The sequence below is a fragment of the Streptomyces sp. GL_141 genome (assembly GCF_057834385.1).
Genome location: NZ_CM174402.1, coordinates 915,442 through 927,208 on the forward strand (window position 1 = coordinate 915,442; position 11,767 = coordinate 927,208).

An 11,767-nucleotide genomic window follows, 5' to 3' on the forward strand; every position below is an offset into this window, starting at 1 on the left:
GTACGTCCCGAATTACGACAGCGAGGGGCCGAGCAGTCCGAATTCACTCCCCATACACCACTCTGACCTGCACTGATGCGCTTTAGTCCTGAGACCATTTGGCGCGATATCGATTCGATAACGAAGGTGATCAACCCGGGAAGGTTGACTTCTTATCGCCGGTTAACCAAAACTGGCACTAATGCGGTTTACCCCGCGTACCGCAATACAGCTCTGCCACCCCTGCCAACCCCACCCACACGGATCGTCCGGCACGTACCGCCGGTGAAAGAGGGATTGACAGCCATGGCTGAGATCACGTTCCACCAGACGAGCCTCACCTACCCGGGCTCCGACCGCCCGACGGTCGAATCGCTGGACCTCGACATCGCCGACGGCGAGTTCCTCGTCCTCGTCGGCCCCTCGGGCTGCGGCAAGTCCACCACCCTGCGGATGCTGGCCGGCCTCGAAGAGGTCACCTCCGGCTCGATCTCCATCGGCGGCCGCGATGTCACGCACCTGCCGCCCAAGGACCGGGACATCTCGATGGTGTTCCAGAACTACGCGCTCTACCCCCACATGACGGTCGCTCAGAACATGGGCTTCGCCCTGAAGATCGCCAAGGTGGACAAGGAGACCATCCGCAAGAAGGTCGAGGAGGCGGCGAAGATCCTCGACCTCACCGCGTACCTCGACCGCAAGCCCAAGGCCCTCTCCGGCGGCCAGCGCCAGCGCGTGGCCATGGGCCGCGCGATCGTCCGCGAACCGCAGGCCTTCCTGATGGACGAGCCGCTCTCCAACCTGGACGCCAAGCTCCGCGTCCAGACCCGCGCCGAGATCGCGAACCTCCAGCGCCGCCTGGGCACCACCACCGTCTACGTCACCCACGACCAGGTCGAGGCCATGACGATGGGCGACCGCGTCGCGGTCCTCGCGGACGGCATCCTCCAGCAGTGCGACTCCCCGCGCACGATGTACGACCGGCCGGCCAACAAGTTCGTGGCCGGGTTCATCGGCTCCCCCGCCATGAACCTGCTGACCCTGCCGCTGCGCGAGGACGGCATCCGCTTCGGCGGCTCCACGGTCAAGATCGGCCGCGCGGCCCGCGAGGCCGCCGGCGGCGACACCGTCACCCTGGGCATCCGCCCGGAGCACCTGGACTTCCACGCCGCACACAGCGACAAGGGCCTGCCCGTCACCTTCTACTCGGTGGAGGAACTCGGCTCGGACGGCTTCGCCTACGGCAACCTCGACCTCGGCGACGGCGAGACCCAGCCGCTGACCGTACGGACGTACGGCCGCGAGGAGGGCCTGCGCGGCAAGACCATCCGCGTCATCCCCCGCCAGGAGTCCCTCCACCTCTTCCACCCGGCCACGGGCGAACGCCTCCCCGACTGACCCGTACGCAGGGGTGGTCCGGCCGGTCCGTTCGGCGCAGCACCCCGCGCGCGGTCGCGCCCGCCGCTGAAGGATGCTGCTGAACGTTGCCGGAGCAGCCGGAAGCCCAGGTGGGAGCCGTCCATGTACGCCACGACCAAGACCCGTCAGCACCCGCCGAAGGACCGCCCGCCCCGGGCGCGGGACCGGTCACGTCCCCGGTGGGCCGTCCTGGGCCTCTGCCTGGTGCTGGGCGCCGTCGGGGCGAACGGAGCGGCCGCGGCCGGGCACCCCGGCGCGGCGCCCGCGCGCTGCGACCGGGTGCCGACCGGGGTCACGGCCGAGGACCACTGGCTGGACTTCACCGTGCCGCCCGGCCTGATGCCGGACCCGCAGTTCAACGGCCGCCCCGCCCGCATCCAGGTCCACCGCGTCCGGCCCTCGTACGCCAACGGCAAGTGCCCGGGCGGAGGACCCGTCAGAGCCGCCGTGCTGATCCACGGCCGCACGGTCCCCGGCCCGGCGCAGTTCGACCTGCAGCACCCCGCCCCCGACGGCGGCGCGCTGAGCGTTCAGACGGCCCTGGCACAGGAGGGGATCGACACCTTCGCCCCGAACCTGCTCGGCTACGGGCTCTCGACGCGCTTCGAGGACGGACTGGACGACGTCGGCAACGCGAGCCTGCGGGCGTTCGAGACGGACGGCAACTGCAGCCACCCCGAGGGCTGCGACCGCACCCACAACCCGACCGTGTTCCCCCTCGACCAACAGGGATCGCTGCTCGTGGCCAATCCACTCGGCGGCGAGCGCAGAGCGCACTCCAGCAGCACCCGGTTCGCCCGTACCGACGTGTGGGTCCGCGACATCCGCCAGGTCGTCGACGACGCCGTCGCCCGGGCCAGGCCCACGGGCGGCAGGCTGACCCTGATCGGCCACTCGCTCGGCGGGGTGCACGTCGCACGCGCGCTGTACCCCGGCAACACGGTGGTGCCCGGAGCCGCCGTCACCCTCCGCAAGGTGAACCGTGTGGTGTTCATGTCCTCGCCCTTCGGCTTCCCGACCGAAGAGGTGGCCCCGCCCGGCGGCTTCTCCACCTTCCCGCTCACGCTGAGCACGCGCGCCGGCCTCGGCCAGACTCCGGTGCCGGCGGCCCGTGACCTCGTGTGCACGGGACGCACCGTCCCGGGCGCCGCGGACGCGCTGCGGGACCAGGTGTTCGCCCAGGACCCGATCGGAAGCACGTGGGGAGGGACCGTGCCCGGGAACCCGACGGGCCTCAGCCGCACCCCCACCTTCTCCACGTACGGCTGGAACTCCGAGGTCGCGGGTCAGCTGGCCCCGCCCGCCCTGGTCATCCACGGTCTGGACGACACCCAGTCGGTGCCCGCCGACGCGAGCGCCATCTACGACGCCCTGCCGGCGACGATGACGAACAAGGCCCTGGTCCACGTGGGGTGCGCGAGCAACGGCATGATGCACGAGGCGTGCACCGGCGCGCGGTGCACGCCGCAGAGCGGAACCGTGTACGGCGGTCGCCCCGGGGAGCCCTGGGCCGGCCCGCACGCCACGGTCAAGACCGCCCTGACCGAGTGGATCCAGCGCGGCACCTTCAACGGCGCCGCCACCGGCCGCTTCCTCGTCGACGACAGCGGCGTCGCCAACCCGGCTTAGCCTCGTACGGGAACCACCGCCACCGGGCACAGGGCGTGCAGCAGTACCGCGTTGGAGACCGAACCCATCAGCAGGGAGTCGGCGCGCAGGCGGCGGCGGTGGCGGCCCACCACGATGAGGTCGGCGCGCTGGGAGGCGGTGACCAGGCGGCCGGCCGGGTCGCCCGGGGCGACCACCGCTTCGACGGTGACGTCGGGGTAGTGCCTGGTCAGGTACGGCTGGAGCCGGGTGCGCTGGTCCTCGGCGAGTTCCCGGGCCGTTTCGGTGGCCCCACCGCCGGCCGTGCCCGGCGGGTAGCCGCCGCCGCGCTCCGCGACGAGGGAGCCGACCAGGGTGAGCGAGGACAGCGGTACCAGGTGCGTGGAGACGACCTGGAGCACCGCGTCCCGGCGGCGGGCCTCCGCGAAGGCGAAGTCGACGACGTCCTCGGAGGTCTCGTCGGGTGCCAGGCCCAGGACGACCCGGCGTTCGCCGTCCTGGTCCCGCGCTCCGTGCTCTTGCGTGACGAGCCGCGCGCTGTGCGGGACGACCACGACCGGGCAGGGCGACTGCGCGGCGCACACCCGGCTGTTGGAGCCGAGCAGCAGGCTGGCGAAGCCGCCGAGTCCGCGCGAGCCCATGACCAGGAGCTGCGCTCCCGCCGCGAGTTCGGTCAGGGTGGCGGAGGGGGTTCCGTCACGGGAGACGTAGGTGACGGGCGGCAGGTCCTCCCGCCCGGCCAGCCGCGCCCGTACCGCCCCCAGCACCGGATCGGTGTCCCAGTCGGGCGGCGGTACGAGTGCTTCCCCGGCGGCGTGGACCCGCGGGGCGTCCGGCCGTACGTGGGCCACGTGGAGCGCCGCTCCGCGCGTGCGGGCGGTGTCGAGGGCCCAGTCCAGGGTCCTCAGGCTGTGTTCCGAGCCGTCCACCGCGGCCAGGACGGGCCTGGCGGGGGTGGAACCGGCCGAGTGCGTCTGCATGCCTCCACCCTCCGGCGGGACGGGCCCGGCGGGCAGGGACCGAAGGCCCTACTTCACGCGGTAGTCGGCCTTCTCGGCGAGCTTGCCGTCCTTGTAGCAGAAGCGCAGCACCGTATCGCCGTTCCCGGAGTCGGACAGGTACCAGGAGCACTGGCTGCCGGCGGGCACGGCGGGGCCGCCGTCCTTGAGGGCCGAGGTGACGAAGCTTTCGCCGGACGGCAGCTTGGCGCGGACCTCGGTCTCGGAGTCGCCGACGCTGACCGCCTCGTACACCTTCTGGTCGACGAGGGTCTTGTCGGCCACGTCGATGATCTTGCCCACCCCGAACAGCAGCGCCACGAGCAGTCCGATCCCCAACACCCCGGCCACCGCACAGCCGATCAGACATCCATTGCGTCGCGCCACGTCGAACTCCTCGTCATCCAGCGGACGGCTTCCGTCCGTGCTTACGACTCTCGCAAGCGCGGGCGGCCGCTGCTGTTCTCCAAAGTCTCGGTTCCGCGCAACGATCGTCGTTCGAGGTCGGACGGGGTGCGGCGTGTATACAGGGATGAGAACGATCATTCGGACGAAACGTGAGGAACCATCGTGAGCCAGAACACCGAGCCTCTGATCGTCGTCGGCGTGGACGGTTCGAACCACTCCAAGCAGGCCCTGCGCTGGGCCGTGGCCCAGGCGAAGGCCATCGGCGGCCGCGTGCACGCCGTGATGAGCTGGGAGTGGAACACCAACCCCTTCGGCGTCAGCCCGGCCGAGCAGACCGAGCTGGTCCACGCCGAGGACGCGGCCCGGCAGAAGCTCGCGGACACCGTGGCGGAGGCGGTCGGCACCTCGCCGGGCGTTCCGGTCTTCCGCCGGGTGGAACAGGGCTCGCCCGCGCAGGTGCTGGTGGAGGCCTCGAAGGAGGCGGCGCTGACGGTCGTCGGCACCCGCGGCTACGGCGGCATCAAGGGCGCCCTGCTGGGCTCGGTGAGCCAGCAGGTGGTGCAGTACGCGGCCAGCACGGTCGTCGTGGTCCGCGAGGACGGCACCGCCTGAGGGACGGAGGGACGGGGCGACGGGAGCGACACCGGGCCCCGGCCGCTGAGCCCCGGCGCCGCTCAGGACGGCGCGGCGCCGAGGTCCGCCGGGTCGGTGTTGGCCCCGCAGAGCACCACGGCGACCCGCTCGCCGAGCGGCCCGGGCGCGGTGCGTACGGCCGCCAGGGCGGTGGCCGCGCCCGCTTCGACCACGATGCGGTGCTCGTCCCAGAGCGCGCGCCGGGCGGCGGTGATCGCCGCGTCCGGGACCAGGACCGACGCGGCGTTCGGCTCCCGCACGGCGGCCAGCGCGTCCGCGGAGACCCGGGTGGCTCCGAGCGAGTCGGAGGCCACGGAGTCCACCGGGACGTCCACCAGCCGGCCGGCTTCGAGGGCCGCGTTCAGGGCCCGGCAGTTCTCCGGCTCGGCCGCGACGACCCGTACGCCGTGTTCCCGCGCGGCGGTCGCGATGCCCGCGAACAGCCCGCCTCCGCCGACCGCGACGACGACCGTGTCCAGGCCGGGCAGCGCGGTGCGGATCTCGTCGAGCAGGGTCCCGGCGCCCGCGGCGATCAGCGGGTGGTCGTACGCGTGGCTGCTCAGCGCCCCGCTCCCGGCGGCGAACTCCCGGCAGGCCGCGAGCGCTTGGGCGTACCGGTCACCGACGAGCCGTACGTCGGCCCCGTAGCCGCGCAGCCGCTCCACCTTCACGCGCGGGGCGGTGGCCGGCAGGAACACGGTGGCGGGTACGCCCTCGGCGCGGGCCGCCCAGGCGCAGGCGAGCCCGGCGTTGCCGCCGGAGGCGATGGTGACCCCGGCATCGGGGAGGGTCCCGGCGGCGCGGTGGGCGGCGAGGAAGTTGCGGGCGCCGCGCGCCTTGAAGGAGCCGGTGTGCTGGAGGTACTCCAGGGCGTACGAGATCCCGCCGCCCGCCGGTATCACCGTGACGGGCCGCACGGCCCCGGCGATCCGGCCGGCGGCGGCGCGCACGGCGGCGTAGTCGAGCGGCACCGCGTCGAGCGGCACCGTGTCGAGCGGCACCGTGTCGAGGGGCATAGCGTCGAGTCGCTGTTCCATGAACCCGTACTCCTGTCGTTCGAAACTCGTCTCAGGCTCCGGCGGGCCGGTTCGCCTCGATCAGCTGGCGCAGGGCGCCGTAGTACACCTCGTGGTCGGTCAGGGAGGGCAGTACGTCGGCCAGCCCGGCCGAGAGCACGGGGAACTCGGCGGGGTCCAGGGCGGCCAGCGCCGCGCGCGAGGCGGCGGTGGCGGCGGCCGGGTCCCGGTGGTCGACGAAGGCGGCGCTGCCCAGGGTCAGCAGGTACATCCGCCGGTACGCGGTCATCGCCTCGGCGGGGGTCATCCCGGCGGCCACGCTGTCGGCGAGCGCCGGTTCCACGAGCCGGGCGAGCAGCTGCCGGCCGAGCCAGGGGCGGCCGCCGCGCAGGATCATCAGTCCGGGGTGCGCCGCGAGCAGCCGGTAGAGGGCGCCGAACCGCTGCTCGGCGGCTTCGGCCCAGCCCACCGAGGCCGGGATCTCGGGCAGCTGGGCAGCGAGGTGTTCGGTGCAGAGGTCGAGCAGCCCGGCGAGGTCGGTGCACCGGCGCTGGACGGTGGCGTGCGAGACGTCGAGCTGCTCGGCGAGCGCGCGGAAGCTGAGCGCGGCGGGCCCCTGCTCGTCGAGGATCCGCAGGGCGGCGGCGGCGATGGCCGCGGGTGTGGCGCGGTCCAGGGCGGCTGATCTTCTCGGCATGAGATACACCGTATCAGCCATCGTCACAGACGCCGTCACAGACGCCGTCACAGACGCCGTCACGTACGACGTATCAGCCCTTTCGCACCTCCTCGACTACACCCATATTGCTGGTCATTGATCAATAACCCCCGACTTATGTTGACAGCGGGTAGTCACACCGCTGCACTGAGCCCTCGACAGCCCCCACGTCAAGGAGACTCCGTGCCGCCTCGCCTGCGTGCGTCGCTCCCCTGTCTGACCGCGGCCGCCCTGCTCGCCCTCGCACTCTGCCCCGCCCCGGCGACGGCCGAGCCCACCGCGACGTCGGACACCCCGCTCGCGCTCACCCCGCCCATGGGCTGGAACAACTGGGCTCACTACATGTGCGACATCGACGAGGCCAAGGTCGTGGCGAACGCGGACGCGCTCGTGGCCACCGGCCTGGCCGCCAAGGGCTACGACACCGTCACCATCGACGACTGCTGGATGACCAAGAGCCGCGACGCGGACGGCAATCTGGTCGTCGACACGGAGAAGTTCCCGCACGGCATGGCCTGGCTCGGCGCGTACCTGCACGCCAGGAAGCTGAAGTTCGGCATCTACCAGGACGCCGGCTCCCTCACCTGCGAGCGCTACCCCGGCAGCGGCTCCCCCGAGGGCGGCGGGCCCGACCACTACGCCCGCGACGCCCGGCAGTTCGCCTCCTGGAAGGTGGACTACGTCAAGATGGACGGCTGCAACCTCTGGGTGCCCGAGGGCAAGACCAAGGAGCAGGCCTACCGGGACGCCTACAACTCCGTCGCCCGGGCGCTGCGCGACAGCGGCCGGGACATGGTGCTGTCCGCCTCGGCGCCCGCCTACTTCCAGCAGGGCGAGTGGGGCGGCTCCGACTGGCACAAGGTGATCGACTGGGTCGGCGAGACCGGCCAGCTGTGGCGCGAGGGCCGGGACATCAAGGTCTTCAACCCGGCCGCCCCGGACACCTCGCGCTGGAGCTCGGTCATGGGCAACTACGGCTACAACCGCTGGCTCGGCCGGTTCGCCGGTCCCGGCAACTGGAACGACCCCGACTTCCTGATCGCGGGCGCCCCCGGGCTCACCGCGGCGGAGAACCGCAGCCAGGTCGGCCTGTGGGCCATGATGGCCGCGCCGTTCATCCTGTCCTCACAGGTCTCCGAGCTCACCCCGGACGGACTCGCCGCCCTGGGCAACACCGACCTGATCGCGCTGGACCAGGACCCGATGGGCCGCCAGGGTGCGGTGGTCTCCTCGAACGCCACCTTCGACATCCTGGTGCGGCCGCTGGCCAACGGGGACCGTGCGGTCGCCGTGCTCAACCGGTCCGGCGCCGCCCGCGACATCCGCGTACCGCTCGACGAGCTCGGGCTGGGATCCTGCACCGTCGAGGCGAAGGACCTGTGGAACGGTGAATCCCGCGAGCTGTCCGACACGTTGACCGGCAGGCTGGCCGCCCACGACACGGGCGTCTGGCGGCTCACCCCGCGCCCCGGCTGCGCCGAGGCCGTGCCCACCGGACAGATCGCCGGCCGGGGCTCCGGCACGAGCGCCGCCTGCGCCGACGGGGCGAACACCACCGGCGTCGGCGCCGTCGTGATGGCCGCCTGTACGGGCGCACCCGACCAGCGCTGGACCGTGGGCCGGGACGACAGCCTGCGGCTGGCCGGTGCGTGCCTGTCGGCGGGTGAGGAGGGCCTCGTGGAGCTGGCCGACTGCTCGGACGGCCGGCGGCGCCAGGCGGCGGGTCAGAGCTGGACCCCCCGCCGGGACGGGTCCCTGGTGGAGGCCGCGAGCGGGCTCTGCCTGACGGCGCCCGCCCCCGCGGCGGCCCCCGTCGAACCGGGCACCCCCGCCGAGCGGCTGCGGCTGACGCCCTGCGGCGACCACCAGGTCGACCAGGCGTGGGCCCTGCCGGTCTGACGGCCCGCCCCATGGGGAAGCAGACGAGGCACCAGACGAGGAAGCACCCACCCACCGAGCCGAGCGAGCCGGCCGCAGCGCCGGGGCCGACCGAGCCGACGAAAACGAGGACGACGCGCATGCCGGTCCCCCTCCCACCCCGCGGCCGGGCCGCCCGGCGGGTGCGCCGCCGGGTCACCCTGGCCGCGCTGCCCGCGGCCCTGCTCACCCTGACCGTCGCCGGGGCGGCCCCCGGAGCGGCCTCCCCCGCCGCGGGGGCGACGGCTCCCGCCGCCCAGCCCCCCGCGGCGGCCCACGCCCCGGCCCCCGCACGGGCCGGGGCGGCACACGGCGCGGCGGCGCCCCCGGCCCGGCCGCGGGCCTTCGACGCCGCCCCCGCGAGGGCCTCCCTGCAGCGGCTGCTGCCGCGCCACGCGGGGCAGTTCACGCTGGTGCCCGACGCGGGAGCCGGGCCCGACACCTTCACCGTGTCCGGCACGGCCGGCGCGATCACCGTCCGGGGCTCCACCGGCGCCACCCTGCTCACCGGGGTCGGCTGGTACCTCCAGCACGTCGCCGGGGCCGACATCGGCTGGCCCGGCGACAGCATCGGCCTGCTGCCCGCCGAGCTGCCGGCGGTGCCCGCCCCGGTCACCCGCAGCGCGCAGGTGGCGCACCGGTACGCGCTGAACGACACCGACGACGGGTACTCCGGCCCGTACCGCACCTTCGAGGAGCACCAGCGGCAGATCGACCTGCTCGCCCTGCACGGAATCAACGAGGTGTTCGTGCAGGTCGGTGCCGAGTACCCGTACTACCGGGCGCTCCAGCAGTTCGGCTACTCCGCCGAGGAGCTGCGGGAGTGGATCCCGGGCCCCGGTCACCAGAGCTGGTGGCTGCTGCAGAACCTGAGCGGCTTCGGCGGCCCGGTGTCCGAGGAACTGATGCGCGGGCGCGCCGAGGTGGGCGGAAAGATCGCCGAACAGCTGCGCGGCCTCGGCATGACCCCGGTGCTGCCGGGCTACTTCGGGACGGTGCCGCCGGCCTTCGCCGGGCACAACCCGGGCGCGGTGACGGTTCCGCAGGGCGACTGGGCGGGCTTCGAACGGCCCGACTGGCTGGACCCGATGTCGCCGCCCTTCGCCCGGCTGGCCGCCGCGTACTACGCGGAACAGCGCGCGGTGTTCGGGGACAGCACGATGTACCGGATGAGCCCGCTGCACGAGGGCGGCCAGACCGGTTCGGTGGACGTGAAGGCGGCCGCCGGGGCGGTGCAGCAGGCCCTGTGGGCGGCGCATCCCGGCGCGCTGTGGGCGGTGCTGGGCTGGCAGGACGATCCGACCAAGGAGCTGCTGGCCGGGGTGGACACCTCGAAGCTGCTGATCCTGGACGGGCTCTCCGACCGCTACAACCGGCTGGACCGCGAGACCCGTTGGGGCGGGACCTCGTACGCCATCGGCTCGATCTACAACTTCGGCGGGCACACGACGGTCGGCGCCAACACCTCGGTGTGGATCGACCGGTTCCAGGCCTGGCGCGCGAAGCCCGACAGCGCGCTGACCGGCATCGCCTACCTGCCCGAGGCCACCGGGACCAATCCGGCGGCCTTCGACCTGTTCACCGACCTGGCCTGGGAGCCCGGCCCCGTCGACCAGCGGAAGTGGTTCGCCGACTTCGCGAGCCGGCGCTACGGCGGCCCGGACGCCGAGGCCGCCGCGGCCTGGGAGGAGCTACGCAAGGGCCCGTACAGCACCTCCTCGGGGCTGTGGTCGGAGTCCCAGGACAGCCTGTTCAGCGCCCGGCCGAGCCTGACGGCGGCGGGATCGGCCTACTGGAGCCCCAAGGCGATGCGGTATCCGGCGGGTTCGGTGCGCCGGGCCCTGGACCACCTGCTCAAGGTGGACCCCGGGCTGCGCGGCTCCAGCGCCTACCGCTTCGACCTGGTGGACACCGCCCGGCAGGCCCTCGCCAACCACTCGCGAGTGCTGCTGCCCCGGATCAAGGCGGCGTACGAGGCCCAGGACCTGGCGCTGTTCCGCCAGTTGACCGCCGACTGGGCCCATCGGGAGAAGCAGTTGGACGCGCTCGTCGGCTCCGATCCGAACTTCCTGCTCGGCTCCTGGCTGTCGGCGGCCCGCGCGCACGGTGCGGACGCGGCCGAGCAGGACCGGTACGAGTACGACGCCCGCTCGATCCTCAGCGTGTGGGGGCGGCAGAGCACCAGCGAGGGCGGCTTCCTGCACGACTACGCGAACCGTGAATGGAGCGGCCTCATCAGCGAGTTGTACGCCCGGCGCTGGTCCTCGTACTTCGCCTCGCTGGAGGAGGCGCTGGTGCGGCGGGCCGCACCGAGGGCGATCGACTGGCACGCCTTCGAGGACGACTGGGCGAAGCTCACCACCCGCCACCCCTCACGCCCGAGCGGCGACCCGTACACCCTGGCGACCGGCATCGCCGCCACCCTTCCCGAGGTCAACTGACGTACACCACAAGGGAGGTGGGGATCCCCGGATGAAGCGCCGCTCACCCTCCGGGGGGAGGCTCCCCACCCGCCCGGGGGACAACCGGGCCGAGCGCCCGACGCTCTGGCGACGCACCGGGTTCACTGAAGGACACTGTCGGAAACGGATCAGGGGCGGTCGCCGGAGCCATCCGGCGACCGCCCTTTCCGACGCCGCCATCGCCGGAAGGACGCCCGCCATGTCCGAGACCGACCCGCACCGCACCTCCGCGACGCTGGAACTGCTGACGCTCCTCACCGGCGGGGCCGCGGCGCCCGCCACCCTGCCCGCCGGCCCGCCCGCCCCCGCGCCCGCCACCGGCCGGTTACGGCCGTCCGCGGACCGGGAGCAGCAGCTGAGGCACCGTTCCGATCTGCGGGAGCGGCTCACCGACGGGATCGTGGAACTGCGCAAGCGCCGGCAGATCGCCACCCACCGGGCGGCGGGCCCGGCGGGCCCGGCGAATCCGGCGGATCCGGAGACCCGCCTCGCGGCCATGGCCCGGCGGGCCGCGGAGCGGGCCGGCCACCCGCTCACCTGAGGCGCGGCCCCCCGGTTCGGAGGCACCCTGGTACCTGGGGGAGCCAATCCCACCGAGCGGGGCGGCGG

At 73.3% G+C, this 11,767-nt stretch carries 10 protein-coding genes; 6 read left to right on the forward strand and 4 right to left on the reverse strand.

The features are described from left to right. The first annotated feature begins 285 nt into the window (after window positions 1–285). Complete coding sequence (locus tag AC3IX6_RS03970; protein WP_489368828.1) at window positions 286–1,377, forward strand: ABC transporter ATP-binding protein; 1,092 nt, start codon at window positions 286–288, stop codon at window positions 1,375–1,377. Window positions 1,378–1,500: 123 nt separating this feature from the next. Then, a complete protein-coding gene (locus AC3IX6_RS03975) occupies window positions 1,501–3,027 on the forward strand; it encodes an alpha/beta fold hydrolase (protein WP_489368829.1) in 1,527 nt (508 codons plus the stop codon). Here AC3IX6_RS03975 and AC3IX6_RS03980 read toward each other — a convergent pair. Then, the gene (locus AC3IX6_RS03980; RefSeq protein ID WP_489368830.1) at window positions 3,024–3,986 is read right to left on the reverse strand and encodes a universal stress protein; all 963 of its coding nucleotides are present in this window, start codon (window positions 3,984–3,986) and stop codon (window positions 3,024–3,026) included. The genes AC3IX6_RS03975 and AC3IX6_RS03980 overlap by 4 nt on opposite strands. A gap of 48 nt (window positions 3,987–4,034) precedes the next feature. Continuing rightward, a complete protein-coding gene (locus AC3IX6_RS03985) occupies window positions 4,035–4,391 on the reverse strand; it encodes a hypothetical protein (protein ID WP_489368832.1) in 357 nt (118 codons plus the stop codon). A gap of 183 nt (window positions 4,392–4,574) precedes the next feature. Here AC3IX6_RS03985 and AC3IX6_RS03990 point away from each other — a divergent pair, with 183 nt between their 5' ends. Continuing rightward, window positions 4,575–5,024, forward strand: a complete 450-nt coding sequence (locus AC3IX6_RS03990; RefSeq protein WP_489368833.1) for a universal stress protein — start codon at window positions 4,575–4,577, stop codon at window positions 5,022–5,024. A gap of 62 nt (window positions 5,025–5,086) precedes the next feature. On the opposite strand, the gene AC3IX6_RS03995 is transcribed toward AC3IX6_RS03990, so the two are convergent. Further along, entirely contained in the window at window positions 5,087–6,061 is a 975-nt protein-coding gene (locus tag AC3IX6_RS03995; RefSeq protein ID WP_489371723.1) for a serine/threonine dehydratase, read from the reverse strand. A gap of 52 nt (window positions 6,062–6,113) precedes the next feature. Further along, window positions 6,114–6,758 (reverse strand): TetR/AcrR family transcriptional regulator C-terminal domain-containing protein, encoded by a 645-nt coding sequence (locus AC3IX6_RS04000; protein WP_489368834.1) that lies wholly within the window; start codon window positions 6,756–6,758, stop codon window positions 6,114–6,116. A 204-nt stretch (window positions 6,759–6,962) separates the two neighbouring features. Here AC3IX6_RS04000 and AC3IX6_RS04005 point away from each other — a divergent pair, with 204 nt between their 5' ends. From AC3IX6_RS04005 to AC3IX6_RS04015, 3 genes are all read left to right on the forward strand, one after another. Next, window positions 6,963–8,678, forward strand: a complete 1,716-nt coding sequence (locus tag AC3IX6_RS04005) for a ricin-type beta-trefoil lectin domain protein (protein WP_489368835.1) — start codon at window positions 6,963–6,965, stop codon at window positions 8,676–8,678. A gap of 119 nt (window positions 8,679–8,797) precedes the next feature. Continuing rightward, the gene (locus AC3IX6_RS04010) at window positions 8,798–11,137 is read left to right on the forward strand and encodes an alpha-N-acetylglucosaminidase (protein ID WP_489368836.1); all 2,340 of its coding nucleotides are present in this window, start codon (window positions 8,798–8,800) and stop codon (window positions 11,135–11,137) included. A 220-nt stretch (window positions 11,138–11,357) separates the two neighbouring features. Beyond that, window positions 11,358–11,699, forward strand: coding sequence for a hypothetical protein (locus tag AC3IX6_RS04015; protein WP_489368837.1), 342 nt, complete (start codon window positions 11,358–11,360; stop codon window positions 11,697–11,699). Window positions 11,700–11,767 lie beyond the last annotated feature (68 nt).

Excerpts from the sequence above, each read along its gene's own strand:
- AC3IX6_RS03970 (WP_489368828.1), top strand. The coding sequence starts at position 286 with ATGGCTGAGATCACGTTCCACCAGACGAGCCTCACCTACCCGGGCTCC.
- AC3IX6_RS03975 (WP_489368829.1), top strand. The coding sequence starts at position 1,501 with ATGTACGCCACGACCAAGACCCGTCAGCACCCGCCGAAGGACCGCCCG.
- AC3IX6_RS03980 (WP_489368830.1), bottom strand. The coding sequence starts at position 3,986 with ATGCAGACGCACTCGGCCGGTTCCACCCCCGCCAGGCCCGTCCTGGCC.
- AC3IX6_RS03995 (WP_489371723.1), bottom strand. The coding sequence starts at position 6,061 with ATGCCCCTCGACACGGTGCCGCTCGACACGGTGCCGCTCGACGCGGTG.
- AC3IX6_RS04000 (WP_489368834.1), bottom strand. The coding sequence starts at position 6,758 with ATGCCGAGAAGATCAGCCGCCCTGGACCGCGCCACACCCGCGGCCATC.
- AC3IX6_RS04010 (WP_489368836.1), top strand. The coding sequence starts at position 8,798 with ATGCCGGTCCCCCTCCCACCCCGCGGCCGGGCCGCCCGGCGGGTGCGC.
- AC3IX6_RS04015 (WP_489368837.1), top strand. The coding sequence starts at position 11,358 with ATGTCCGAGACCGACCCGCACCGCACCTCCGCGACGCTGGAACTGCTG.